This window comes from Anaerotruncus massiliensis (ex Togo et al. 2026) (assembly GCF_900199635.1).
GTDB lineage: Bacteria > Bacillota > Clostridia > Oscillospirales > Ruminococcaceae > Anaerotruncus > Anaerotruncus massiliensis.
The window spans coordinates 32,501-56,389 of sequence record NZ_LT962687.1 but is presented as its reverse complement, the minus strand read 5'-3'; the positions used below and the strand labels follow the sequence as shown (position 1 = coordinate 56,389).

21 protein-coding genes, 1 tRNA gene and 2 rRNA genes are annotated in these 23,889 nt (G+C 63.8%); 6 read left to right on the top strand and 18 right to left on the bottom strand.

From position 1 onward, the window contains the following. Nucleotides 1–104: 104 nt before the first annotated feature. The 7 genes from argF to C1A13_RS00770 all read right to left on the bottom strand — a co-directional run bounded on the left by argF (nucleotide 105) and on the right by C1A13_RS00770 (nucleotide 8,649). Nucleotides 105–1,016 carry an ornithine carbamoyltransferase gene (argF, locus tag C1A13_RS00800; protein WP_101548210.1) on the bottom strand — a complete coding sequence of 304 codons (912 nt, stop codon included), beginning with the start codon at nucleotides 1,014–1,016 and terminating at the stop codon, nucleotides 105–107. After that, nucleotides 991–2,175, bottom strand: a complete 1,185-nt coding sequence (locus tag C1A13_RS00795; protein WP_101548208.1) for an acetylornithine/succinylornithine family transaminase — start codon at nucleotides 2,173–2,175, stop codon at nucleotides 991–993. The genes argF and C1A13_RS00795 overlap by 26 nt, the downstream gene beginning before the upstream one ends. A 311-nt stretch (nucleotides 2,176–2,486) precedes the next feature. After that, nucleotides 2,487–3,347 carry an acetylglutamate kinase gene (argB, locus tag C1A13_RS00790; protein WP_101548206.1) on the bottom strand — a complete coding sequence of 287 codons (861 nt, stop codon included), beginning with the start codon at nucleotides 3,345–3,347 and terminating at the stop codon, nucleotides 2,487–2,489. Between the two features lie 182 nt (nucleotides 3,348–3,529). Beyond that, nucleotides 3,530–4,750 carry a bifunctional glutamate N-acetyltransferase/amino-acid acetyltransferase ArgJ gene (argJ, locus tag C1A13_RS00785; RefSeq protein ID WP_101548204.1) on the bottom strand — a complete coding sequence of 407 codons (1,221 nt, stop codon included), beginning with the start codon at nucleotides 4,748–4,750 and terminating at the stop codon, nucleotides 3,530–3,532. A gap of 20 nt (nucleotides 4,751–4,770) precedes the next feature. After that, the gene (argC, locus tag C1A13_RS00780) at nucleotides 4,771–5,811 is read right to left on the bottom strand and encodes an N-acetyl-gamma-glutamyl-phosphate reductase (protein WP_101548202.1); all 1,041 of its coding nucleotides are present in this window, start codon (nucleotides 5,809–5,811) and stop codon (nucleotides 4,771–4,773) included. 144 nt (nucleotides 5,812–5,955) lie between these two features. Then, nucleotides 5,956–7,338, bottom strand: coding sequence for an argininosuccinate lyase (gene argH / locus C1A13_RS00775; RefSeq protein WP_101548200.1), 1,383 nt, complete (start codon nucleotides 7,336–7,338; stop codon nucleotides 5,956–5,958). A gap of 90 nt (nucleotides 7,339–7,428) precedes the next feature. After that, complete coding sequence (locus C1A13_RS00770; RefSeq protein ID WP_101548197.1) at nucleotides 7,429–8,649, bottom strand: argininosuccinate synthase; 1,221 nt, start codon at nucleotides 8,647–8,649, stop codon at nucleotides 7,429–7,431. 205 nt (nucleotides 8,650–8,854) lie between these two features. Between C1A13_RS00770 and C1A13_RS00765 the strand changes: the two genes are divergently transcribed. After that, complete coding sequence (locus C1A13_RS00765) at nucleotides 8,855–9,358, top strand: flavin reductase family protein (RefSeq protein ID WP_101548195.1); 504 nt, start codon at nucleotides 8,855–8,857, stop codon at nucleotides 9,356–9,358. Nucleotides 9,359–10,239: 881 nt separating this feature from the next. Here C1A13_RS00765 and hflX read toward each other — a convergent pair. Continuing rightward, on the bottom strand, nucleotides 10,240–11,490 hold the full coding sequence (gene hflX, locus C1A13_RS00760; RefSeq protein ID WP_172439110.1) for a GTPase HflX: 1,251 nt from the start codon (nucleotides 11,488–11,490) through the stop codon (nucleotides 10,240–10,242). Nucleotides 11,491–11,633: 143 nt separating this feature from the next. Here hflX and C1A13_RS00755 point away from each other — a divergent pair, with 143 nt between their 5' ends. Further along, entirely contained in the window at nucleotides 11,634–12,236 is a 603-nt protein-coding gene (locus C1A13_RS00755; protein WP_101548191.1) for a DUF1638 domain-containing protein, read from the top strand. 67 nt (nucleotides 12,237–12,303) lie between these two features. On the opposite strand, the gene C1A13_RS00750 is transcribed toward C1A13_RS00755, so the two are convergent. From C1A13_RS00750 to C1A13_RS00725, 6 genes are all read right to left on the bottom strand, one after another. Continuing rightward, complete coding sequence (locus tag C1A13_RS00750; RefSeq protein WP_101548188.1) at nucleotides 12,304–13,227, bottom strand: SPFH domain-containing protein; 924 nt, start codon at nucleotides 13,225–13,227, stop codon at nucleotides 12,304–12,306. A 14-nt stretch (nucleotides 13,228–13,241) separates the two neighbouring features. Further along, on the bottom strand, nucleotides 13,242–13,715 hold the full coding sequence (locus C1A13_RS00745) for an NfeD family protein (protein ID WP_172439109.1): 474 nt from the start codon (nucleotides 13,713–13,715) through the stop codon (nucleotides 13,242–13,244). Between the two features lie 277 nt (nucleotides 13,716–13,992). Continuing rightward, nucleotides 13,993–15,159, bottom strand: a complete 1,167-nt coding sequence (locus C1A13_RS00740) for a phosphoglycerate dehydrogenase (RefSeq protein ID WP_101548177.1) — start codon at nucleotides 15,157–15,159, stop codon at nucleotides 13,993–13,995. Further along, on the bottom strand, nucleotides 15,159–16,244 hold the full coding sequence (gene serC, locus C1A13_RS00735; RefSeq protein WP_101548175.1) for a 3-phosphoserine/phosphohydroxythreonine transaminase: 1,086 nt from the start codon (nucleotides 16,242–16,244) through the stop codon (nucleotides 15,159–15,161). Before serC ends, C1A13_RS00740 begins: the two co-directional genes overlap by 1 nt. 1,099 nt (nucleotides 16,245–17,343) lie before the next feature. Then, entirely contained in the window at nucleotides 17,344–18,819 is a 1,476-nt protein-coding gene (locus C1A13_RS00730; protein ID WP_101548173.1) for an ATP-binding cassette domain-containing protein, read from the bottom strand. Nucleotides 18,820–18,830: 11 nt separating this feature from the next. Further along, nucleotides 18,831–19,424 carry a nuclease-related domain-containing protein gene (locus C1A13_RS00725; protein WP_146021659.1) on the bottom strand — a complete coding sequence of 198 codons (594 nt, stop codon included), beginning with the start codon at nucleotides 19,422–19,424 and terminating at the stop codon, nucleotides 18,831–18,833. Nucleotides 19,425–19,581: 157 nt separating this feature from the next. On the opposite strand from C1A13_RS00725, the gene C1A13_RS00720 reads away from it, so the two are divergent. The 4 genes from C1A13_RS00720 to C1A13_RS00705 all read left to right on the top strand — a co-directional run bounded on the left by C1A13_RS00720 (nucleotide 19,582) and on the right by C1A13_RS00705 (nucleotide 22,847). Then, entirely contained in the window at nucleotides 19,582–20,085 is a 504-nt protein-coding gene (locus C1A13_RS00720) for a DUF4358 domain-containing protein (RefSeq protein ID WP_172439108.1), read from the top strand. A 239-nt stretch (nucleotides 20,086–20,324) separates the two neighbouring features. Then, nucleotides 20,325–21,113, top strand: coding sequence for a heparan-alpha-glucosaminide N-acetyltransferase domain-containing protein (locus tag C1A13_RS00715; RefSeq protein WP_101548167.1), 789 nt, complete (start codon nucleotides 20,325–20,327; stop codon nucleotides 21,111–21,113). Between the two features lie 331 nt (nucleotides 21,114–21,444). Next, a complete protein-coding gene (gene lexA, locus C1A13_RS00710) occupies nucleotides 21,445–22,026 on the top strand; it encodes a transcriptional repressor LexA (protein ID WP_101548165.1) in 582 nt (193 codons plus the stop codon). 41 nt (nucleotides 22,027–22,067) lie between these two features. Then, the gene (locus C1A13_RS00705; protein WP_101548162.1) at nucleotides 22,068–22,847 is read left to right on the top strand and encodes a Cof-type HAD-IIB family hydrolase; all 780 of its coding nucleotides are present in this window, start codon (nucleotides 22,068–22,070) and stop codon (nucleotides 22,845–22,847) included. A 45-nt stretch (nucleotides 22,848–22,892) separates the two neighbouring features. Here the strand turns inward: C1A13_RS00705 and C1A13_RS00700 are convergent, their stop codons facing one another. The 4 genes from C1A13_RS00700 to rrf (C1A13_RS00685) form a co-directional block, all read right to left on the bottom strand. Then, nucleotides 22,893–23,360: a GyrI-like domain-containing protein gene (locus tag C1A13_RS00700; protein WP_101548160.1), complete on the bottom strand. Its 468-nt coding sequence runs from the start codon at nucleotides 23,358–23,360 to the stop codon at nucleotides 22,893–22,895. A 118-nt stretch (nucleotides 23,361–23,478) separates the two neighbouring features. Continuing rightward, nucleotides 23,479–23,595 (bottom strand): 5S ribosomal RNA (rrf, locus tag C1A13_RS00695). A 3-nt stretch (nucleotides 23,596–23,598) separates the two neighbouring features. After that, nucleotides 23,599–23,674: transfer RNA gene (locus C1A13_RS00690), tRNA-Asn, on the bottom strand. 50 nt (nucleotides 23,675–23,724) lie between these two features. After that, nucleotides 23,725–23,841: ribosomal RNA gene (rrf, locus tag C1A13_RS00685) — 5S ribosomal RNA — on the bottom strand. Nucleotides 23,842–23,889: the final 48 nt, after the last annotated feature.

The window sequence follows — 23,889 nt, the reverse complement described above, 5'->3', positions numbered from 1 at the left end:
GTGTCTATTTTAGCCCATCGTGGAAGCAGTGTCAATCGCGCGCCCGTTTGCTGCGCGCTCCAAAAAAACAGGAGGCCCCTCATGGGGCCTCCTGTTTTTTCATCCTATTTGCCCGCCATCAGCTTGACCATGACGGCCTTCTGGGCGTGCAGGCGGTTTTCCGCCTCGTCGAAAATCTCGTTTGAGTGCTTTTCAAACGTCTCGTCGGTGATCTCCTCGCCGCGGTGGGCGGGCAGGCAGTGCTGCACCATCACGTCGGGGGCGCAGAGCCCCAGAAGCTCCTCGTTCACCTGGTAGCCCCTGAAGGCGGCGCGGCGCTTCTCCGCCTCCTCCTCCATGCCCATCGACGCCCACACGTCGGTAAAGACGACGTCGGCCTTTTCGGCGGCGGCGCGGATGTCGGAGGTGAGCAGGAACTTGCCGCCGTAGGGCTTCGCGAAGTCGAGCACCACCGGGTCGGGCCGGTAGCCGGCGGGGGTCGCGGCCGCGACGGACATCCCCGTCTTGAGGCCGCCGACGATGAGGGAGTTGGCCATGTTGTTGCCGTCGCCGATGTAGCACATTTTGAGCCCCTCAAGACCGCCCTTGTATTCGCGGATGGTCATGAGGTCGGCGAGCACCTGGCAGGGGTGGCAGAAGTCGGTCAGGCCGTTGATGATGGGGATCGAGCCGTATTTGGCGAGGTCCTCGACCTCCTGCTGGGCGAAGGTGCGGATCATGATGCCGTCGAGATACCGCGAGAGCACGCGGGCGGTGTCCTGCACCGGCTCGCCGCGGCCGATCTGCAAATCGCGCGCCGACAGGAAGAGCGCCGAACCGCCGAGCTGCGCCATGCCGACTTCAAAGGAGACGCGGGTCCGGGTGGAGGATTTCTGGAAGATCATCCCCATCGTTTTCCCCTTCAGGTGCTGGTGGCGGATGCCGTGTTTGAGCTCGTATTTGAGCTGGTCGCCGAGGTTCAGCAGTTCGATGATCTCCTCGTTGGAAAGGTCAAGCAGTTTCAGCAGATGATTCATGTTCGAGCACCTCTTTCAGTCTTTTTAAGCCTTCATCGATTTCCGGATAGGTGATGGTGAGCGGGGGCAGCATCCGCAGCTTCGCCTTGGCGGTCAGGATGATGAGCCCGTTTTCGAGGCAGGCGGCCGCCGCCTCGCGGCTGTTGACCCCCTCGAGCGTCACGCCGAGCATGAGCCCCTTTCCCTCGACGCTCACGACGTGCGGCATCCCTTCGACCGCCCTTGTGATGTACGTGCCCTTTTCCGCGACCTCCTGAAGCAGCCCTTCGCCGATGCGTCCGAGCACCTCCAAAGCGCCCGCGCAGGCCACCGGGTTGCCGCCGAAGGTGGTGGCGTGGTCGCCCGCGCCGAGCGTATGGGCGCATTTTTCGCCGAAGAGCACCGCGCCGAGCGGCAGTCCGCCGCCGAGCCCCTTGGCGAGCGAGACGAGGTCGGGCGTGATCCCGTAGTGCTCGCAGCAGAGCAGCTTTCCGGTGCGGCCGATTCCCGTCTGCACCTCGTCGACCATCAGCAGGATGTCGCGCTCCTTACAGATGCGCGCCGCCGCGTCGACGAATTCCCGGTCGAGCGGCACAACGCCGCCCTCCCCCTGGATGAGCTCGAGCAGGATGCCGCAGGTTTCCCCGTCGGCGGCGCGCTCGAGCGCGGCGATATCCCCCGCCCCCACAAACGAAAAACCGTCGGTGAATGGGTCAAAATACCGGTGGAAGACCTCCTGCCCCGTGGCGGAGAGGGTCGTCACCGTGCGCCCGTGAAAGGAATTTTCGAGCGCCACGATTTTGTGGCGGCCCCTGCCGTATTTATCGAAGCTGTACTTGCGGGCGGTCTTGATCATGCCCTCGTTGGCCTCCGCGCCCGAGTTGCAGAAGAACACCTTGTCGGCAAACGTCCGCTCGCAGAGGGTTTTGGCCACCTTCACCATCGGCGCGGTGTAGTAGAGGTTGGAGATGTGCTGGAGGGTGGCCGCCTGCTTCGCGACCGCCGCGGCCCACCCCTCGTCGCAGAAGCCGAGGGAGTTCACCCCGATGCCGCTGGAAAAGTCGATGTATGTTTTCCCGTCCCCGCCCGTGCAGGTCGCGTTTTTGCCGCTGGCCGCTTCGAACGGGAACCGCCCGTAGGTGTTCGCGATATACTGTTTATCTTCCTCCATGAGGGTCATGCCGATCACCCTTTCCGTTCGTGGGGAAACCTTTTGTCTTGTAAAAGGTTTCCCCACACCCTTTTCCAAAATCCGCTTGAAGGACAAGGCGTCTTGCGGCGTGCGCGCCGCGCGTCAGGGCTCCGCCCTGACAACCCGCCGCCTTTTATAAAAGGCGGGCGAAAATTTTAGTCTCACGGGCCGTGTGTGAAAAAGCGGGCGAAAACTTTATCCTCACGGGACGCGCGCGCGGCGTCGCGGCGCGTCCCGCCTGAACCAAAAGTTTCGGGGTCCAGGGGGACTTTTCAAAGTCCCCCTGGTTCCCCCAGCCGCTATCCTAAGAACATCGTGCCGATGCCTTCGTTGGTCATGAGCTCGATGAGGATCGAGTGGGGGATGCGCCCGTCGATAATGAAGGCGCGCTTGACGCCGCGGCGCACCGCCTCGACGCAGCACTCCACCTTGGGGATCATACCGCCCGCGATGACCCCCTGCCGCACGAGCAGGGGCACCTCGCTGACCTTGACCTCGGGGATCAGCGTGTTTTCGTCGTCCCTGTTGCGGAGCAGTCCGCGCACGTCGGTCATGGAGATGAGGTTTTCGGCGTGCAGCTCGGCGGCGATACGGCAGGCCGCCGAATCGGCGTTGATGTTGTAGACGGTGCCGTCCTCCCCGCAGCCGAGGGTGGCGATGACGGGGATGTAGCCCCGGTCGAGCGCGTCGCGCAGCACGGTCGCGTCGACGCCCGTGACCTCCCCGACATAGCCGAGGTCGGCCTCACCCTCGATCTTTTTGGCCGAGATCATCCGGCCGTCAATGCCGCAGAGACCGATCGCCCGGCCCCCCTGCTGCTCGAGCAGGTTGACGAGGTCCTTGTTGGTCTTGCCCGCGAGCACCATCTGCGCCACCTTGAGGGTCTCCTCGTCGGTGTAGCGCAGGCCGCCGATGAACCGGCTCTCCTTGCCGATGGCCTTGAGCGTCTCGGTGATCTCGGGCCCGCCGCCGTGCACCAATACGATCTTGATGCCGACGAGCGAGAGCAGCACGATGTCGCTCATGACGGCGGCCTTGAGCGCGCCGTCTACCATCGCGTTGCCGCCGTACTTGACGACGACCACCTTGCCCGCGTAGTCCTGGATATAGGGCAGCGCCTCCGCGAGCACCTGCGCCTTATCGGAATTCGTAATCTGCATGCTATCCCTCTCCTCCCAATTGGTTGCCGTCCGCCCGTGCCGAAGGATCTCCCGCCGCGCCGCCTGACCGCGGAAAACGGATGTGGGGCAAGGCGGCGAGGAAGCGCGCGAGGGCCGCGTACGTGTGTACGCAACCGGAGCGCGCGGCCGAAGGGGCGCCGCCCCGCGCCGTTAGCCGCCGGTCAGGTGCGGTAATCGCCGTTGATCTTCACATAGTCATAGGTCAAATCGCAGCCCCATGCGGTGGCGGATTCCCCGCCCTGCCCCATGTCGACCTCGATGCGGATCTCCTTTTCTCCGAGGACCTTCTTGGCTTCCTCCTCGCTGAATGGAACGCCCGCGCCGTTTTCGCAGACGTGGACGCTGCCCGCGTCGGAGGCGAGCGTCACCGCCACCCGGTCGATCTCGAACTCCGCGTCGGTGTAACCGATCGCGCAGAGGATACGGCCCCAGTTGGCGTCCTCGCCGAACATCGCGGCCTTAAAGAGGCTCGAGCAGACGACCGATTTGGCGACCTTTTTGGCGGTTTCCTTGTCGGGCGCTCCGGTGACGGTGCACTCGAGCAGCTTGGACGCGCCCTCGCCGTCGGCGGCCAGCTCCTTGGCGATCTGGCGGCAGACCATCATGAGCCCCTGCGCGAAGTGGTAATAGTCGGCGTCCATCGAGGCGATCTCCGGGTTGCCCGCCTCGCCGTTTGCGAGGATGGAGAGCATGTCGTTGGTGGAGGTGTCCCCGTCGACCGAAACCATGTTGAAGGTCTCGTCCGCGACGCATTTGAGCGCCTTCTGGAGCAGGGCCGGGGCGATGGCCGCGTCGGTCGTGACAAAGCAGAGCATGGTGGCCATATTGGGATGGATCATCCCCGAGCCCTTGGCGATGCCGCCGATCGTGCAGGTTTTTCCGCCGAGCGGGAACCGCACCGCGACCTCCTTGCGCCTGGTGTCGGTGGTCATGATCGCCTCGGCGGCGTCCGCGCTCCCCGTCTCCGAGAGGGAAGCGGCCAGCGCGGGCATGGCGGCGGTGATCGGGGAAAGCGGCAGCGGCTGGCCGATGACCCCGGTCGACGCGACGATCACGTCGGCGGGGGAGATTTTCAGTGCGGCGGCCGCGCTGCCGCACATGGCGTTCGCGATGTCGACGCCGTCGGCGTTGCAGGTGTTGGCGTTGCCGGAGTTGCAGAGGAACGCCCTCGCGCGGCCGTCCTTCAAATGCGCCTGCGTCACGAGGATGGGCGCGCCCTTGACCTTGTTCTGCGTATAGATCGCGGCGGCGGCGCAGGATTTCTTGCTCACGATGAGCGCGAGGTCGTTTTTGGTGCGGTTTTTGCGGATGCCGGCGTGGACGGCGCCCGCCGAAAAGCCTTTGGCGGCGCAGACGCCGCCCTCGACGAATGTATAGGACATGCTGGTTCACTCCTTCATGCTCAAAACGCGGGCGGGATAATGCGGAGCCCCGCATCCTCCTCGAGCCCGAGCGCGATATTCATATTCTGGATCGCCTGCCCGGCCGCGCCCTTGACCATGTTGTCGATCGTCGAGACGACGATCAGGCGGCCGGTATGGGCGTCGGCGTGCAGGGAGATGTGGCAGTAGTTGGAATATTTGACGTTCTTGAGGTTCGCGGCCGCCCCGTCGGGCAGCACCCTGACAAATTCCTCGCCTCGGTAGAATCCCTCATAGAGCACCCGCACGGCCGCGAGGTCGAAGCCGGGCATGAAATTCGCGTACATCGTCGAGACGATGCCCCGGTTGACGGCCAGCAAATGCGGCACGAAGGTGACCCTCACCTCCCGCCCGGCGAGCTCGGAAAGGGTCTGCTCGATCTCGGGGGTGTGGCGGTGGGAGGCGACCTTGTAGGGCGCGAACGCCTCGTTGCACTCGGTGTAGTGGGTGTTGAGGGCGAGGCCGCGGCCCGCGCCGGTCGCGCCCGACTTGGAGTCGATGACGAGGGTGGCGGGGTCGATGGCGCCGGCCTTCACGGCGGGAGCGAGGCCGAGGGCGATGGAGGTGGGATAGCATCCGGGGTTGCCGATGAGCTTCGCGCCCGCGAGCCTCGCCCGGTGCAGCTCGGGGATGCAGTAGACGGCGGCCTCATGCAGCGCGGGATCGGCGTAGTCCTTGCCGTACCACTGCTTGTAATCCGCCTCGTTTTTGAGGCGGAAATCCGCGCCCATATCGATGTAGAGCTTGCCCGCGTCGAAGCACCGGCGCGCGATGGGCTCGGAGAGCCCGGCGGGCAGCGAGCCAAAGACGACGTCGCAGCGGTCGGCGACGGCGGCGTCATTGGCGAGGGTCTCGCCGAAGATGCCGGTGAGCTGCGGATAGATTTCGCTGATCGCCCGCCCCTCAAAGGAGACGGAGGAGACGGCCGCGACCTCGACAAAAGGGTGGGAGAGGAGCAGCCGCACGATCTCAAGTCCCGCGTAGCCGGTGGCGCCGATGACGCCCGCTTTGATCTTCTCCATGGGAACACCTCAAATCATCAAACATTTCGCCGGCCTTTTCAAAGGCCGTGGGGTCCGGGGGCAAAGCATCTTGCGGCGTGCGCGCCGCGTGTCAGGGCCCCGCCCTGACAACCCGCAAGCTTTTGAAAAAGCTTGACCAAAACTTTAGTTTTGGTTCTCTTCCAAAAACTTTGCGATCAGCGCAAGCTGTTTTTTCACCGCGTCGGGCGACGGCCCGCCCTCGCTGAGCCGGCCCTTCACGCAGGTTTCCAGGTTGATCGCGCCGTACACGTCCTCCGCGAAGACCCCGCTCGCCGCCCGGTAGTCCTCCAGCGGCAGGGTTTCCAGCGTCAGTCCCCGGCGGATGCACTCCGCCACCAGCCCGCCGGTGATCTTGTATGCGTCGCGGAAGGGAACCCCCTTCTTGGTCAGGTAGTCGGCGCAGTCGGTCGCGTTGATGAACCCCTTCGCCGCCGCCGCGCGCATGTTTTCCTTTAACACCGTCATCGTGTGGAGCATCGGCGTGAAGGTCTTGAGGCAGAGCTTCACCGTGTCCACCGCGTCGAAGACGGCCTCCTTGTCCTCCTGCATATCCTTGTTATAGGCGAGCGGAAGCCCCTTCATCATCGTGAGCAGCGTCATCAGATCGCCGTAGACCCGCCCCGTCTTGCCGCGCACCAGCTCGGCCACGTCGGGGTTTTTCTTCTGCGGCATGATCGACGACCCGGTCGCAAAGGCGTCGTCAAGCTCGATGAACTTGAATTCCCACGAGCACCACGCCACGATCTCCTCCGAAAAGCGCGACAGGTGCATCATGATGACCGCGATCGCATTCGCCAGCTCGATGCAGAAGTCCCGGTCGGACACCCCGTCGAGCGAGTTGGCCGTCGGGGCCGTAAAGCCGAGCGCCGCCGCCGTCCGCTGCCGGTCGATCGGGTAGGTCGTCCCGGCGAGCGCACCCGAGCCGAGCGGACAGAATTCCATCCGCCCCGCCGCGTCGGACACCCGCCCCACGTCGCGCGAAAACATGCTGGCGTAGGCCGCCAGGTGGTGGGCGAAGGTCACCGGCTGCGCCCGCTGCAAATGGGTGTAGCCGGGCATGACCGTGTCGAGGTGCTCCGCCGCCCGGTCACGCAGCTCCGAAATGAGCGCGAGCAGCAGGGCTTTGATCTCCTTTGCCTCCTCCCGCAGCGTCAGCCGCAGGTCGAGCGCGACCTGGTCGTTGCGGCTGCGCGCGGTGTGCAGGCGCTTTCCCGCGCCGCCGATCCGCTTTGTGAGCTCCGCCTCGACGAACATGTGGATGTCCTCCGCGCCGGGGTCGAAGACGAGCGCGCCGCTTTTTAGATCCGCGAGGATGCCCTCGAGCCCCTGCGCGATCGCGTCCGCGTCCTCCTGCGGGATGATCCCCTGCGCCGCGAGCATCGCGGCGTGCGCCAGCGAGCCCTTGATATCCTGCTCATACATCCGGCAGTCGAACCGGATGGAGGAATTGAAGTCGTTTACCCGGTCGTCGACCTCTTTGGAAAACCGTCCCGCCCACATCTTCATATACCGGCTTCTCCTTTACGCGTTGTGAAATGCCTGTAACGCGGAAGGCAGACGTCCCCGCGTTACGGCTAAAAACTCTGTGCAGTTTCTTTATTTGATCTTCTTTTCGTCGAGCAGCGCCTTGACCTTGATCGGCAGGCCGAAGAGGTTGATGAAGCCTGCGGAATCCGCCTGGTCGTAGACGTGGTCCTCGCCGAAGGTGGCGATCTCCTCCGAATAGAGGGAGTGCGGGGAGGTCATGCCGGCGTTCATGATGTTGCCCTTGTAGAGCTTGAGCTTCACGTCGCCGGTCACCGTCTCCTGCGTCTTGTCGACAAAGGCGTTGAGCGCCTCCATCAGCGGCGTGTACCACTGGCCGTTGTAGACGAGCTCGCTGTACTTGATGCCCATCTGCATCTTGTAGTGCTGGGTCTCCTTGTCGAGGGTGATCTCCTCGAGCGACTGGTGGGCCGCATAGAGGATGGTGCCGCCCGGGGTCTCGTAGACGCCCCGGCTCTTCATGCCGACCAGCCGGTTTTCGACCATGTCGATGATGCCGATGCCGTTTTTGCCGCCCAGCTCATTGAGCTTATAGATGATGTCGACCGGCTTCATCTTCTGGCCGTCGACCGCGACCGGCACGCCCTTTTCAAAGCTCAGCGTCACATAGGTGGGCTTGTCGGGGGCCTTCTCGGGCGAAACGCCCATCTCGAGGATTTTATCGTAGTCCGGCTCATTCGCGGGGTCCTCGAGGTCGAGGCCCTCGTGCGACAGATGCCAGAGGTTCTTGTCCTTGGAGTAGTTGGTCTCCCGGTTAATCTTGAGCGGGACATTGTGCTCCTCCGCGTAGGCGATCTCCTTTTCCCGCGAGTTGAGCTCCCAGAACCGCCACGGGGCGATGATCGGCATGTTGGGGGCGAACGCCTTGATTGTCAGCTCGAACCGCACCTGGTCGTTGCCCTTGCCGGTGCAGCCGTGGACGATCGCGTCGGCGCCCTCCTTCTTGGCGATCTCAACCAGCCGTTTCGCGATGACCGGCCGCGCAAAGGAGGTGCCCAGCAGGTATTTGCCCTCGTAGACCGCGCCCGCCTTGACGGTCGGGACGATAAAATCGTTGACGAATTCCTCGGTGAGGTCCTCGATGTAGCATTTGGAGGCGCCCGTCTTGATCGCCTTCTCCTCAAGCCCCTCGAGCTCGCCCATGCCCTGCCCGACGTTGGCCGCGACCGCGATCACCTCGCAGCCGTAATGCTCCTTGAGCCAGGGGATGATGACCGAGGTATCCAGACCGCCGGAATACGCCAAAACGACTTTATTGAATTTCTGTTCCATATTTCATTCCTCCGTTGGTTAATCATTCATTCGATACCCCTATTATACATTATATTTATGCAAATGCAAGCATTTTTACGTATAAATATTCAGCATCATAAAAATTTAATTGGGTAAAGTTGCACAAAAAGAGGTTCTTTTCGCGGAAAGGGCGTGCTATAATAGGGATTACATGGAAGAATACATACGGAAGGAATGATAGAATATGCAGAAAATATCCCCCTACGAACTGGCCGTCAACCCATTTGAAGCGATCCACCACAAATGGGCGATGATCACCACCCAGTCGGGCGAAAAGGTCAACACTATGGTCGCGAGCTGGGGCGGCGTGGGCATTATGTGGAACCGCCCGGTCACCTGGGTCTTTTTGAGGCCCCAGCGGTTCACCCGCGAGCTGCTCGACCGGAGCGAACGGTTTTCCGTCTGCTTTTTGCCCGAGCAGTACCGCCAGCAGATGAACTACTGCGGGTCCCACTCGGGCCGTGCGGAGGAGAAGCTCGCCGTCTGCGGCTTCGAGGCCGTCGCACTCGACGGCGCGCCGGTGCTCGCGCAGTCGGAACTCGCGCTCACCTGCCGCAAGCTCTACCGCCAGCCGATGGACCCCGCCTGCTTCCTCGACCACGAGCCCGATACCCGCTGGTATCCCGAAAAGGATTACCATATCATGTACGTCTCCGAAATCCTGGGCGCCTACCAGGGGGAACTTTGAAGAGTTCCCCCTGGACCCCCGAAACTTTTGATGCAGGCCGGGCGTGGTGCGCCGCCGCCAGCTCCGCCCGTGCGGCAACGCGGCGGTGCACTCGCCGTCTTTCCGTCAACCCTCATAAAAAAGAGGCCGTCCGACTGGACGGCCTCTTTTGATATGGCAGATTCCGTTCTCCCAACAACGGCTGCCGGAAGGCTCGGCAAAACCGCCCGGCGGAAAACAACGCCCGTTCCGGGCGTTCGCGCGCCTTGCGCGCGTGCGCGGCGAAGCCGCGCAGTTTTCCGCCTCCCCGCGGGCGCTGCGCGCCACGCAAAAGCGGACGTGCCTCCCCTATGGGAACTACCGATACGGTTCCGGAGACTCGCCGGCAGAGGCATTGCGCCCGTGGCGCGGCGGCGGGCGGGTTGCTGTACACCCGTCCGTTCATCCGTGGCAGGGTGCCGCCGACTTTGGCCGAAGGCCAACTGGAGGCGGCGCGGGGGTCAAGGAGATTTGGCCGCAGGCCATCCTTATAGAGAATCCGGCCCACAGGGCCGGGTCCGCGAAGCGGACTCAAGCCGGGGTCGCGGGGCGGAGCGCCCGCGAGCGGCCGTCGCGCGTAGCGCGCTCCAGGCGCAGCCCGGGCAGGCCGCCCAAGCCCCCTGCGGCTTCTTTCCCCCATTTCTTGTCCGCACAAGAAATGGGGCCGCCCGCCGGGGCGGGACCCGGCAACTCTGCCGCTCACTGAGCGGCAAGCCCATGGAGGCCCCCTGCCGGTGGGACCCGGCAATCCCCGCCGCCAAAGGCGGCTCATTCAGAGCGTCTCTACGAGACGCGAAAAAACCCTCCGCCCCTCGGGCGGAAACCCCCAGGAGGAACTCCGCCGCTCCCCGGGCGGCAAAAAATCACTCCCCGTGCAGGGCAAACTCCGCCACCTTGTGCAGAATCCTCACGTCGACGAGCGCGTCGAGACTGGTTCCTTCGGGCGTGTACTCCTGCGAAAAGACCTTGCCGCCCGCCATGATCTCATTGACCAGTCCCGAGCGGTCGTAGGGGATGAGCAGGCGCAGCCGCCGATGGGTGGGCGCAAGGGCGGCGGCGGTCTTCTGGAGCAGGTCGTCGAAGCCAAAGCCGGTTTTCGCCGAGAGCAGGACGGTGCGCTCCCCAAAGAGGAGCGGCGCCTCGGAGATGAGGTCGCATTTGTTGAGCAGCACGAGCATCGGCTTGTCGCCCACGCCGAGCTCCTCCATCAGACGGCGGGTGACGGCCACCTGCTCGTCCGTCTCGTCGGAGGAGGCGTCGCACACGCACCAGAGCAGGTCGGCGTTCGCCGCCTCCTCGAGGGTGGATTTGAACGCCTCGACAAGCTGGTGGGGCAGCCGCCGCACCAGCCCGACCGTGTCGATCAGCAGGACCTCCCGCCCGTCCGGCAGGGAGAGCGCGCGCGAGGTCGGGTCGAGGGTTGCGAAGAGCTTGTCCTCGACGAGCACTCCCGCGTTGGTCAGGGCGTTCAGGAGGGTCGATTTGCCGACGTTGGTGTAGCCGACGATCGCAACGGTCGTGATCCCCTCCTTTTTGCGGCGGGCGCGCAGGAGTCCCCGCCGCTTTTCCAGCTCGGCGAGCTGGTCCTGCAGCGCGGCGATCCGCCGCCGGATGTGCCGGCGGTCGGTTTCGAGCTGGCTTTCGCCCGGGCCGCGCGTGCCGATGCCGCCGCCCAGCCGGGAGAGCGCGCCCCCCAGCCCCGTGAGCCGGGGCAGCCGGTAGCGCAGCTGCGCCAGCTCGACCTGCAATTTTCCCTCGGCGGTGACGGCGCGCTGGGCGAAGATGTCGAGGATGAGGGTGGTGCGGTCGATGACCGGCACGCCGCACGCGTCCTCGATGTTGCGCATCTGCGCCGGGGAGAGCTCGCAGTCGAAGACGACGAGGTCCGCGCCGTCCCCCCTGCAGAATTCCGCGATCTCCGAAAGCCGCCCGCTACCGATCACCGTGGCCGGGTCGAAGCCACTCCGCTTCTGGAGCACCTTGGCGGCGGTCTCCGCGCCGGCGGTTACGGCAAGCTCCTCAAGCTCGTCGAGGGACACCCGCGCGTCATACTCCCCCGTGTCCACCGCGACGAGCACCGCGCGCTGCTTTTTTTCCACATTGTTTTCGATCATCCGCCTGCTCCCTTCCCCCTTTGTCCGGGGCTTTCCGCGCCCCTGCGGGGGCGGCAATCTTTTTTCCAGATTCTTTGCATTGAACCCGGGGCGTTTATGGGCTAAACTCAAACTAGAAATCATGAATTGGATGTGAACAACCGATGAAGCTCAACCTGATCGCCAGCATCCCCCTGCGCCCCGTCATCGAACGCATGCTCTCCGCCTCTCCCCATCGGCTGGAGCCGGTCTATCTGCCCGCGGCCCGCGCCGACCGGCCCGCATTCCTGCGTGAGCGGATCGCACGCGCGGAGGGCTTTGACGCGCTGCTGCTCGCGGACGGCGCGGAGCTGCTGGACGGGGAGGGCCTCGCGGCGGGAACCGTCCCGCTCGTTCTGCCGCGCGTACATAACTGCGTTTCCCTGCTGCTCGGCGGCGCGCCCCGCTACCGCGGCCTCTTCGGCCTGCACGGCGGCGAGCTCTGCTGGCGGGCCCCGCTCTGCGCGGAGGAGCTCTTCTTCACCCCGCGCGCCGACTGCTCCGCTCTCTGCTATCTCGCGGACACCACCCTCGGGCTTCCCGACGAGAGCATCGAGGCGCGCGCCGCGGCCCGGAAAAACGGCTGGGATTACTTCGCGGAGGAGATCGACCCCGCGCTGCTCGCGCGGCTGCTCGCGGGCGGCTGGGAGGGGGACGATTTCGTCACAGTCCCGGCGGGCGGCCGGGTGGTCCCCACCTACACGCAGGAGCTTTTCCGCGCCGAGTGATTTTTATACATCAGCCGCAAAGGGACGGGCTCGCGCCCGTCCCTTTTGTTGCCTTTACGGGAATTTCTCACCTGTCGGAGACGAGCTCCTTGAGGGAGGAGGCCATGCCGGCCAGCGACTGGATTTCGCTGGGGATGATGATCTTGGTGGCCTTGCCGTCGGCGGCCTTGGCGAACGCCTCGAGACTCTTGAGCTGGACGACCTTGTCGCTCGCGTTGGCCTCGGTCAGGACGCGCAGCGCGTCGGCGTTCGCCTTCTGCACCAGCGCGATGGCCTCCGCCTCGCCCTGCGCCTCGCGGATCTTCTGCTCCTTGACGCCTTCGGCGCGCAGGATGGCGGACTGTTTTTCCGCCTCGGCGCGCAGGATGGCGGACTCCTTTTCACCCTCGGCCACGAGGATCTGGCTGCGCTTTTCGCCCTCGGCGCGCAGAATCGATTCGCGGCGCTCGCGCTCCGCCTTCATCTGCTTCTCCATCGCGTCCTGGATCTCGCGCGGCGGCAGGATGTTCTTGAGCTCGACGCGATTGACCTTGATGCCCCATTTGTCCGTCGCCTCGTCGAGGATCGCGGTGATCTTGGTGTTGATGACGTCGCGCGAGGAGAGGGTGCTGTCGAGCTCCATCTCGCCGATGATGTTACGCAGGGTGGTAGCGGTCAGGTTCTCGATGGCGGAGAGCGGGCGCTCGACGCCGTAGGTGTAGAGCTTGGCGTCGGTCACCTGGTAAAAGACGACCGTGTCAATCTGCATGGTGACGTTGTCGCGGGTGATGACCGGCTGGGGCGCGAAGTCCGCGACCTGCTCCTTGAGGGAGACGCGCTTGGCGATCCGGTCGAAGAACGGCATCTTGAAGTGCAGGCCGGTCTCCCAGGTCGCGTAGTAGGCGCCCAGGCGCTCGACGACGTAGACCGACGCCTGCGGGACGATCTTGATGTTTGTGATCACGACGATCAGGACGATCAATACCAGGATGCCCAGAATGATTCCCAACATGTTGCGTGTCCTCCTTATGATTCGGTTTGTTTGCTGTAAGGCTCGACGATCAGCTTGACGCCGTCGATGGCGAGCACCCTGATCTTTTCTCCGGCGGGGATGTCGGCCCCGTCGCTGGAGCGCGCCGACCAATCGAGCCCGCCGACCCGCGCGCGTCCCGCGGAGAGGTCGTTGTCGATCGGATCGGTGACGACCCCCACCTGCCCGATGAACCGGTCGGCGTTGGTGCTCTCCTTTTTGACATGGAGCAGGTTTTTGGCGATCGGCCGGGTGCCGATCAGCAGGACGGCCGAGACGATCACGAACGTCCAAAGCTGGACCACCCACGACACGTCGAGCAGCGCCGCTTCCGCCGCGGTAACCGCCGCGCCCACCGCGAACCAGATCGATACGAGCTGGACGGTCAGGCCCTCGGACACCGCGAACGCAATGGCCAGCAGCAGCCAGACGATCGGCGCGTACTGCTGCCACCAGGAAAGCATATTCATGCCGGCAACCCTCACTTTCATCTTTTATCTGAGCGGCTTTTGTAATCCGGATTCCGCTTGAACATATTGTACCACATTCCGCACGGATTCCACAACCGCTAAAGAATCTCTTTTCCGTTCCCCCCGCATCCCCCGGCATCCGTCCGCCCTGGCTGATCCCCTGATCTTATCCGCACGCCTCCATGCTCTCTCAGGCTCCCTCATCCTCGCCTTTTGTTTTTGCGCACCGGGGAAAAGAAACGCCCCCTGCGGCGCAGGGGGCGTTTTGAAATCGCGGTTACCGGTAGATGTTGACGCGGATGACGCCTTCGATGTCGCGGAGCTTGGCGATGATCTCATCGCTGATGCAGCCCTTGACGTCGACCATCGTGTAGGCGTAGTCCTTCTTGGATTTGTTGGTGAGGTTTTCGATGTTGAGTCCGCTGTCCGAGAGGACGGGGGCAAACTGGGTGAGCATCGCGGGGATGTTCCGGTGGATGAGGGTGATGCGGCTGTCCCCGCTGCGCGGCATCGAGACGGACGGCAGGTTGACCGAGTTGCGGATGTTGCCGTTCTCGAGGTAGTCGACGAGCTCTTCGGCGGCCATGCGCGCGCAGTTGTCCTCGCTCTCGGGCGTGGACGCGCCGAGGTGGGGGATCACCAGCACGCCCGGATGGCCGAGCAGGTCCTCGCTGGGGAAGTCGGTGAAGTAGCAGCGGACCTGCTTCTCCTCCAGTCCCGCGAGCAGGTCCTCATTGACCACCAGATCGCCGCGCGCAAAGTTTAAGAGCCTGACGCCGTGCTTCATCATCTGGATCGACTCGGAGTTGATCATCCCCTTGGTCTCGGGCGTGGAGGGGATGTGCAGGGTGATGAAGTCGCAGTTCTCATAGATCTCCTTGAGGCTGTTAGCGTGCTTGATGCTGCGGGAGACGTTCCACGCGTTCTCGACCGACAGGTAGGGGTCGTAGCCCCACACCTCCATGTCGAGGTGGCGGGCGAAGTTGGCGATGCGGGTGCCGATCGCGCCCAGGCCGATCACGCCGAGGCTCTTGCCGGCGAGCTCGGGGCCGACGAACTGGCTCTTGCCCTTTTCGACGAGCTTGCCGACCTCGCCGCCCTGGCCCTTGAGGGACTGCGTCCACACCATCGAGGGGTAAATCTTGCGCGCGGACATGAGCAGCGCGCAGACGACCAGCTCCTTGACCGCGTTCGCGTTCGCGCCCGGGGTGTTGAAGACGACGATGCCCTGTTCGCTGCACCGGTCGATGGGGATGTTGTTGACTCCCGCGCCTGCCCGCGCGACCGCGAGCAGGGATTCGGGCAGCTCCATCTCATGCATCGCGGCCGAGCGCACGAGGATGCCGTTGGGGTCCTCCACGTCGTCGCCGATGCGGTATTTGTTGCGGTCAAAGACGTCCAGCCCGTTGGGGCTGATCTTATTGAGCGTTTTAATGTTGTACATCAGCCGTTCACCTCCTCAAACTTTGCCATCAGCGCAACCAGTTTTTCCACGCCCTCGACCGGCATCGCGTTGTAGATCGAGGCGCGCATGCCGCCCACCGAACGGTGGCCCTTGAGGTTGAGGAACCCGGCGGCCTTCGCCTCGGACACGAACTTCGCGTCGAGCTCGTCGCTGCCGGTGACAAAGGGGATGTTCATGAGGGAGCGGTCCTCTTTGGCGACGGTGCCCTTGAAGAGCTTCGACCGGTCGAGGAAATCGTAGAGGAGGCCCGCCTTCTTCTCGTTGATCTTCTTCATCCCGGCAAGGCCGCCGACCTCGTTTTTGAGCCACTCGAGCACGAGCTTGCAGATGTAGATCGCATAGGTCGGCGGGGTGTTGAACATCGAGCCGTTATCCACATGGGTCTGGTAGTTGAACATGGTCGGCGTGCTCTCCATCGCCTTCCCGACGAGGTCCTCCCGCACGATGACGACGGTCAGCCCCGCGGGGCCCATGTTTTTCTGCGCGCCCGCGTAGAGCAGGCCGAAGCGGCTCACGTCGATCGGCTCGGAGAGGATGCAGGAGGAGACGTCCGCCACGAGCGGAACGCTGCCGGTGTCGGGCAGCTCATGCCAGACGGTGCCGTAGATCGTGTTGTTGAGGCAGATGTGGAAATAATCCGCGTCGGGCCGGAACTCGGCCGGATCGAGCTTGGGGATGTAGGAGAACGTCTTGTCCTTGGAGGAGGCGACCGCCTTGCAGTCTCCGTACCGGGACGCCTCCTTGTACGCCTTGGTGGCCCACTGGCCGGTGATCACGAAGTCGGCCTTGCCGGAACCCGTCATCAGGTTCATCGGGACCATCGCGAACTGGCTGGACGCGCCGCCCTGCAAAAAGAGCACCTTATAGTTGTCCGGGATTCCCATGACCTCGCGCAGCAGCGCCTCGCAGCCGTCGATGATCGCCTGGTACTCCTTCGAGCGGTGGCTCATCTCCATGACCGATTCGCCGGTGCCCTGGTAGTCGAGCATCTCCGAGGCCGCTTTCGCCAGCACGCTCTCGGGCAGCATCGACGGGCCCGCCGAAAAATTGTATGCCCTTGCCAATTGTAAAACCTCCCCTTCCACCCAATTTACTTGGGCAGCGTAATGAAAATATTGATACCATTATATTTCAAACCGCCGCCCCAGTCAATCTTATTCTCCCTTTGGGAGGCAAATTCGCCGTTTTTTTGCAGGATGAGCCTTCCGGACATGCAGATTTCGGTGGTTCTTCCCAATGGATCTGCCGCCCTGCGGGCGGGGTGCTCTGGTTGTGCCGCCTTCGGCGGCGGGGATTGCCGGGTCCCGCCCCGGGGCCATGTTTTGGATTTGCCGCTCATCGCACGGCGGTTTTCAATTTTCCGCCCTGCGGGCAGAGCGCCTTTTTACGCGCCCCTCCGGGGCGCTCCAGATGTGCCGCCTTCGGCAGCGGAGATTGCCGGGACCCGCCCCGGCGGGCGGGCCGACTTCTTGCGCGCCCAAGAAGTCGGCGGAAGAAGGGCGCTCAAGGGGACTTCCGCCAGTCCCCTTGAGAAACCCCCGGGAGTACCTTGCCAGTACCCGCAGACTACCGTCACTCCCCACAGGTACACCAGCTGAGGGCTCAATTCAGGTTGCGGGCGCTCCCAACACAGGAACAGGAGAGCTGCCAAAAAGGAGCGCCGCCCGTGGGCGGCGCTCCTAACATGCGCATGGTGTGCTACGCGTGTCTCCCCGGAAGCACTCCCGGTACGGTTCCGGAGACTCTCGGGCAGAGGCATTGCGCCCGCGGCGCGGCGGCGGGCGGGATGCGGTAAACTTGCCTATTGATCCGTGAACCGGGCGCCGCCGACTTTGGCCGCAGGCCAACCGGAGGCGGCGTTGGGGTCGCAGGGATTTGGCCGCAGGCCATCCTTGTAGAGAATCCGGCCCGCAGGGCCGGGTCCGCGAAGCGGACTCAAGCCGGGGTCGCGGGGCGGAGCGCCCGCGACTGCGGTCCGCAGACCGCGTTTCGGAGGCCAACCGCCGAAGGCGGCTCTTAGGCCGGAGATCGGCCGTCGCGCGTAGCGCGCTCCGGGCGCAGCCCGGGCAGGCCGCCTAAGCCCCTCGTGCCCTTCTTTGGTTCCTTTCTTGGGCAAGCAAGAAAGGAACTCGCTGTCGGTCGACTACCGACAACTTCCTCCGCTCACTGAGCGGCTGCCCCGATCGCCTCCTGCACCGCCCCGCGGGAAAGCTCGGCGGCGGAGCCGCTCAGCGCGAGCCCGCCATCCCGCATGACGGCGATGTTGTCGCAGAGGCCGAACGCCTCGTCGATGTCGGCGGTGAGCCAGAGGACGGCCGCGCCCTTCTGGAGGAGCTTGTTCATCTCAAAATAGAGCCGCATTTTCGCGGGGATGTCCACGCCGGCGGTCGGCTCGCAGAGCAGGTAGACGAACGCCTGCTTGCGCATCGCGCGTTCCACCAGCTCCCGTTGGCGGTTGCCGCCCGTGATGTACTCCTGCTGCGGCCGGAGCATGACGTAGTTGCCGAGGGCCTTGCCCACGCTGGCCATCAGCCGTTTGGCGGAGATTGCCATGCGGCTGGCGGAGGTGTCCTGCTTGCCCGCGTTGACCGCGATCTCGCTTTCGCGGATCTCCTCCTCGTCCTCCTGGCTGGAGGCGAGCACGATGCCCGCCCGCACCGCCGTGATCGGCGAGGGAATCTCCAGCGGGGCGCCGTTTAAGAAGATTTTCCCCGTCGTCTTTCCGAGTCCCGCGAGGCTGCGCGCGACGCTGAGCTTGCCCGACTGGGCGCCGCCCATGAACGCGGTCACCTGCCCGGCGCGCAGCGAAAGGCTCACGCCGGAGAAGTTCGGCCCCGAGAAGTCCTCGAGGCGCAGGACCTCCTTCCCGGCCTCCGGACGCTCGCGGTAATAGATGTTTTCCGACTTGATGCCGTAGACCGCCTCAATCAGCGCCTTCTCGTCGAATTCACCGGCGGGCGCGCTGCGCACGATCTCCCCGTCCTCCATGACCGAGATCGTGTCCGCGACCGCGAGCACCTCGTTCAGGTCGTGGGAAATGATCAGGAAGGCGCGGCCCTCCTGCTTGAGCCCGGCAATCGCGTCGTAAAGCCGCTGCTTTTCGCTCTCGTTGAGGTGGGTGGAGGGCTCGTCCAGCAGGATGATCCGCCCGTCGGTGACGATCGCGCGGGCGATCGCCGTGAGCTGGCGTTCCGCGTCGGTGAGGTTGCCCATCGGCGCGCGCGGGTCGATCTGGACGTTCATCTGGCGGAAGACCTCCTCGCACCGGTGGAGCATCCGCCTGTTGTCCACCAGCCCGAGCTTGCCGCCCATGCGCAGCTCGTTGCCGAAAAAGAGGTTCTCATAGACCGGCAGGTTCGCAAACATCTGCTGGTGCTGCGCCACAAGGATCAGCCCGTTTTTGACCGCGTCGGAGGTGTTTCGGATCTCGGCGGGCTGCCCGTCGATCAGCACCTGCCCTCTGTCGGGCGTAAAAACGCCCATGATCGTGGAAAAGAGGGTGCTTTTGCCCGAGGCGTTGCGCCCCACCAGCGCGTGCACCTCGCCGGGGCGCAGCGCGAGGTTGATCCCCCGCAGATAAAATTCGCTGCTGATGCGGCGGCTGACGCCGCGCAGTTCCAGCAGATACCGTTCTTCCATCCCTACTCCCCTCAATTCTTCCGGGCGGCTTCCAGCACCGCCGTCACCGCCTCGACGTTGACCCCGCGGTCCTCGTCGAACCGCGCGCGGTTCAGGTAGCCGCGCAGCTTGCCCATCTTGATGACCTCCGGAGATTTGATATAGCTGATCGTCTTCTTGCCGTTAAAGGTGATGACCGCCACCTGCTCGACCGGCACCCGGTGCCCCGCGTCCCGGCAGAGGGTGAGCACCCGGCCGGAGCACTGGGCCGCCGCCCTGCGCGGGTTGGGCACCGAATACCGCTTGCCTTCGTCCGCGATGACCCACTGCTCCTCGTCGGGCCCGCCGAAGTATTCCCCGGCGTAGCAGAGGTCATAGACGAGCAGAACGCCGAAATAACCCACAAGGATGTGGTCCGCCCAGCCGGAAAGCCCGTTCGAGACGAGCACGGGGCTGTCGATCACCTTGTAGCCGCGCGGCGCGGCAAAACTGCGCAGCGCGCGCGAAACCTTCCTGCGCTCCGAATCCTCCGTGCGGGGGTGCAGTTTTTTGTAGAGCACCAGCGCGGCGCCGGCGGCCAGCACCGCCACGCCGAAAAAGATCAAAAGTCCCCAAAACGTATCCATGTCAAACGCCCTTTCCCTATAGAATCGCCTTTGCTAATGATAGCAAATCGCGGCGGTTTTTGCAAGAACGCGGGCGCCCCGGGCGGCCCGCTTGACTAACCGGGGAAATCCGTTATACTTAAAAGGTGCCGAAACGGCCGGAAGGGAGGCTTCCGCCTTGAAAAGAACCATCGCGCTCCTCTGCGCGCTGCTCCTCTGCCTGACGGGCTGCCGTTCGGAGGGGCCCGGGCAGGACGCCGCCGTCGAAAGCGCCGGTCCCCTTGTGGAGACCGCCGAACCGGAAACGGCGATCGAAAAAATCTACGAGAACGTGACCGTCCGCGGGCTCGCCGACGCGTCGGACGACGACCTGACCGATAAATTTTTCCTCGACGTCTCGATGCTCGACAGCTACTGGGTGCGTTTTTCCTCGGGGGATTTCGGGCTGGCCGACGTCTTCATCCTCAAGCCGTCCGAGGGGATGGAGCCCAAGGTGCGCGACGCGCTCGAGCAGGTGAAGCTCAACCGCGCCAAGGAGTTTGAAAACTACGACGTCTACGACGCCCACCAGATCGCGCAGGACGCGGTCATCTATGAGCAGGGCGGCTATCTCATCATGCTCATGCTCGCGGACACCGACGCTGCGCGGGACGTCATCGACCAGTACATTCCGAAGATTTGAGGGAAAGGGGCCGCGAGGCCCCTTTTTTGCCGCGTTTTCGCGGCGCGGACATGCTATCCTGTCCGGAGGACGGGCCCGCGCCCGCCCCGGCTTTCGGCGGGTTTTCCGCCGTTTTGCCGCCGGAAGTTCCCCAAAAGCCCGCGGCTGTGCTATAATGCAGGCAGGGAATTTTTCCCTGTTTTCGGCCGCGCCGCCGGAACCGGTGGTTCCTTTCCATTTTCTCCAAGGAGGTTTGCGCCATGCCCCAGTCCCACTCCGCCGGGAAACCCGGCCGCGTCCTGCTCTTCGACGAGCTGCGGGGCCTGTCCATCCTGCTGGTCGTCATCTACCACGGCGCCTTCGACCTGATCGCCGTCTACGGCGTCAGGATCCCCATCTTCGACGCGCCGCTGCTCCAGAAGTTCCTGCAGCCCCTCTTCGCCGGGCTCTTCGTCTTCATTTCGGGCGCTGTCTCCCGTTACTCCCGCAGCAACCTGCGGCGCGGGCTCGCCTGCTTTGCCTGCGGGCTGCTCATCACCCTCGTCACCGGCCTGCTCCCGATGGTGCCCGACCGCTTTGGCATCCTCCACCTGCTCGGCGCGAGCATGGTCCTCTTCGCGCTGTTGCGCCCCCTGCTCGACCGGATCCCCACCGCCGCCGGGTTCCTCCTCTTTTTCACCCTCTTCTTTTTCTGCCGGAGGGTGCCGGACGGCGTCTTCGGCTTTCCGCCCCTCGCCGCGCAGCTGCCCGAAAGCTGGTACACCGCCAGCCCCTGGCTCTTCCCCCTCGGGTTTCCCCAGCCCTGGTTTGAATCCGCCGACTACTTCCCCATCCTCCCCTGGACCCTTCTCTTTTTCGCGGGGTCCTATCTTGGGGTGTGGGCGCGCGCGGGCAGGCTGCCCTCTTTCTGCTACCGGGGACGCCTTCCCGCCCTCCAGACGGTCGGGCGCAAAAGCCTCTGGATCTACCTGCTGCACCAGCCGGTGCTCGTCCTCCTGCTCGGCGCATTCGTCTGGCTCGCACGCGGCGTGCTCGGCCTGCCCATCTGAGCCGGCAGCCCGGACCCCTCGCGGCGCAAAAAAAGGGCCGGATGCTCTGCAACATCCGGTCCAAGCTGTTTGAGGTGTGTTTTGAGGAGGGTAGAGATACTCAAAATGTTTGCGGCTAATCTTGAGTACATCTTTATTATAACCATTTTTCCGGGTGGTTTGTTAAGGATTCATGGCTACTTTTTAAAGAAAAGTCACTCTTTTTATAAACGAAATTTGAATATTGGTAACACCCGTTTCATCCTGTTAAAGTTTTTAGAACATACGTTTGCATTTTGGGACGTCTTCTGCTATACTGGAACCGAAAACAAACCATGCGGGAGGTGCCCATATGCAGCAGTTGTCACCGCGGGAGGCCGACATTCTCGAGGTTATCCGTACATCGATTGACGCCGGCGTGGTCCCCAGCGTCCGGGAGATCTGCGCGCGGCTGGGGATCAAATCGACCTCGACCGTGCACCGCTACCTCACGAGCCTCCAGGAGAAGGGGTACATCCTGCGGGAGGACAACCTCAACCGCTCGATCCGCCTGCCCCACAGCGAGGTGACGCGGGTCCCCGTCGTCGGCACGGTGGCCGCCGGACAGCCGATCCTGGCGGAGGAGGTCATCGAGGACTACCTGCCCGTCGCGCTGCACGGGGACGCGAAGGAGCTCTTCGCCCTGCGGGTGCGGGGGGACAGCATGATCAACGTCGGCATCTTCGACGGCGACCTGATCGTGGCGCGGCGCTGCGAGACCGCCCGCAACGGCGAGATCGTCGTCGCGCTGGTGGACGACGAGGCGACCGTCAAGCGCTTTTACAAGGAGAACGGCGGCTACCGCCTCCAGCCGGAGAACGACGCGATGGAGCCGATCTATACCGACCATGTGGTCGTCCTCGGGCGGGTGGCCGCCCTCTACCGGGAGTTCTGAAACTTTTGCCGCCGAGGGCGGCGGAAAGGCGGGGTTTCTGCTTGATTCGGGCAATCTTCTTTGACATCGACGGGACGCTGGTGAGCTTTTCGACCCACCGCATCCCCGAAAGCACCTGGCGCGCGCTTGACGAGGCGCGCCGGAAGGGGGTCCTCCTCTTCATCGCCACCGGGCGGCACACCTCCGTCATGCAGGAGGGGCACGTCCTCGGCGACTTCCCCTACGACGGCTACATCACCCTCAACGGACAGTACTGCTATACGCGGGAGGGCATGGTCCACCAGAACTGCGTGCCCCCCGCCGACATCCGCGCACTCGTGGAGCTGCTCGACCGCGATCCCTTCCCCTGCCTCTTCATGGAGAAGGACCGGATCTACGCCAACCGGATCGACGACAACATGCGTTCGGCCCACAAGGCGGTGAATCTTCCGCTGCCCGAGGTGGCGGACTACCACCGCGCGCTCCACCACGACGTCTACCAGCTTAACTTTTTCCTCACCCCCGAGGAGGAGTCCTACCCCCTCTCGCGGATGCCCGGCTGCGCCGCCACCCGGTGGAGCCCCTACTTTTCCGACATCACCCCGCGCGGCGGCTCCAAACGCATCGGGATTGAAAAGATGCTCGCCCACTTCGGCATCCCGGCCTCGGATACGATGGCCTTCGGGGACGGCGGCAACGACATCGAGATGCTGCGCTTCGCGGGCGTGGGCGTCGCGATGGGAAACGCGGGCGAGGAGGTTCGGCAGGCCGCCGACTACGTCACCGACGACGTCGACCACGACGGTATCCAAAACGCGCTGCGCCGGTTCGGCGTCATCTAAAAAAGAAGCCCCCCGCAAGGGGGGCTTCTTTTTAGCCGTTGGGTCTCAGTCCTTGCCGCGGACCGCGAAGAGCAGGTCGATCGACGGGGCTTTGCCCACGCTCTTTTCGGTGTGCAGCTCATATTCCAGGTTGCGCGCCGCATAGCCGCTCCCGGGAAGCCACTTCGTATAGAAATATCGCTTGGCCTCCCCCACCGCCGGGCCCCACAGAAACCCGAGCTTGGGGCGGACGGTGATCCGCGCGTAAAGGCCCGCCTCCAGCGTGAAGGCGGCGAGCGGCGGGGCCACAAAATTCCCCGCAATCAAAAGCTCGAACGCCTCCGTCCGCGGGTCGTAATTCCGGGAGAGGACATAAAGGGGCAGGACCTCCCCCTCTTTTTTCCCGATGGCCCGATAATATTCCGCCGAGAGGCTGGGGATATCCTTCGAGACCGTCCGGTCGCTCGATTTGCCCCAGACGCCGTGGATTTCTTGCGCTTCCACCGTTTCCAGCGTAACGGTCAGGTTGGCCATATCGCATCCGCTCCGTTCTTTTTCAGTTCTCTTTCATCCTATCACTCCGCTCCCCCCGGTGCAAGGGCCCGCGGCCGGGAAAAAGAAAAAACAGCAACATTGCTGTTGCTGCTTTTTGCGCCGGCACAGTCCTATCTTCCCGGGAAGTCTCCCTCCAAGTATTTTCGGCACCGCTGAGCTTAACTTCCGTGTTCGGGATGGGAACGGGTGGGACCTCAGCGTCATATGCACCAACGAATGGCTCCCCCTGTCTGGCTCGAACAGACGACCCTGCGGTTAACAGCCGCATGCTCTACCGACTGAGCTAAGGAGGAATATGAAGAATTTGAGATGCCAGCGTACAAAACAATTGTACGCTGGCAGGAGCTGGCATAGACCTATCTTCCCGGGAAGTCACCCTCCAAGTATTGTCGGCACCGCTGAGCTTAACTTCTGTGTTCGGGATGGGAACAGGTGGGACCTCAGCGTCATATACACCAGCCATACGGCTCGCTGCCCGGCTTCGCCGGAGCGCCGCTTTGCGGCGACG

What these genes read in the sequence shown, in the direction of transcription:
- argF (WP_101548210.1), bottom strand. Translation starts at nt 1,016, where the DNA reads ATGAATCATCTGCTGAAACTGCTTGACCTTTCCAACGAGGAGATCATC.
- C1A13_RS00795 (WP_101548208.1), bottom strand. Translation starts at nt 2,175, where the DNA reads ATGACCCTCATGGAGGAAGATAAACAGTATATCGCGAACACCTACGGG.
- argB (WP_101548206.1), bottom strand. Translation starts at nt 3,347, where the DNA reads ATGCAGATTACGAATTCCGATAAGGCGCAGGTGCTCGCGGAGGCGCTG.
- argJ (WP_101548204.1), bottom strand. Translation starts at nt 4,750, where the DNA reads ATGTCCTATACATTCGTCGAGGGCGGCGTCTGCGCCGCCAAAGGCTTT.
- argC (WP_101548202.1), bottom strand. Translation starts at nt 5,811, where the DNA reads ATGGAGAAGATCAAAGCGGGCGTCATCGGCGCCACCGGCTACGCGGGA.
- argH (WP_101548200.1), bottom strand. Translation starts at nt 7,338, where the DNA reads ATGAAGATGTGGGCGGGACGGTTTTCCAAAGAGGTCGACGACCGGGTA.
- C1A13_RS00770 (WP_101548197.1), bottom strand. Translation starts at nt 8,649, where the DNA reads ATGGAACAGAAATTCAATAAAGTCGTTTTGGCGTATTCCGGCGGTCTG.
- C1A13_RS00765 (WP_101548195.1), top strand. Translation starts at nt 8,855, where the DNA reads ATGCAGAAAATATCCCCCTACGAACTGGCCGTCAACCCATTTGAAGCG.
- hflX (WP_172439110.1), bottom strand. Translation starts at nt 11,490, where the DNA reads ATGATCGAAAACAATGTGGAAAAAAAGCAGCGCGCGGTGCTCGTCGCG.
- C1A13_RS00755 (WP_101548191.1), top strand. Translation starts at nt 11,634, where the DNA reads ATGAAGCTCAACCTGATCGCCAGCATCCCCCTGCGCCCCGTCATCGAA.
- C1A13_RS00750 (WP_101548188.1), bottom strand. Translation starts at nt 13,227, where the DNA reads ATGTTGGGAATCATTCTGGGCATCCTGGTATTGATCGTCCTGATCGTC.
- C1A13_RS00745 (WP_172439109.1), bottom strand. Translation starts at nt 13,715, where the DNA reads ATGAATATGCTTTCCTGGTGGCAGCAGTACGCGCCGATCGTCTGGCTG.
- C1A13_RS00740 (WP_101548177.1), bottom strand. Translation starts at nt 15,159, where the DNA reads ATGTACAACATTAAAACGCTCAATAAGATCAGCCCCAACGGGCTGGAC.
- C1A13_RS00730 (WP_101548173.1), bottom strand. Translation starts at nt 18,819, where the DNA reads ATGGAAGAACGGTATCTGCTGGAACTGCGCGGCGTCAGCCGCCGCATC.
- C1A13_RS00725 (WP_146021659.1), bottom strand. Translation starts at nt 19,424, where the DNA reads ATGGATACGTTTTGGGGACTTTTGATCTTTTTCGGCGTGGCGGTGCTG.
- C1A13_RS00715 (WP_101548167.1), top strand. Translation starts at nt 20,325, where the DNA reads ATGCCCCAGTCCCACTCCGCCGGGAAACCCGGCCGCGTCCTGCTCTTC.
- lexA (WP_101548165.1), top strand. Translation starts at nt 21,445, where the DNA reads ATGCAGCAGTTGTCACCGCGGGAGGCCGACATTCTCGAGGTTATCCGT.
- C1A13_RS00700 (WP_101548160.1), bottom strand. Translation starts at nt 23,360, where the DNA reads ATGGCCAACCTGACCGTTACGCTGGAAACGGTGGAAGCGCAAGAAATC.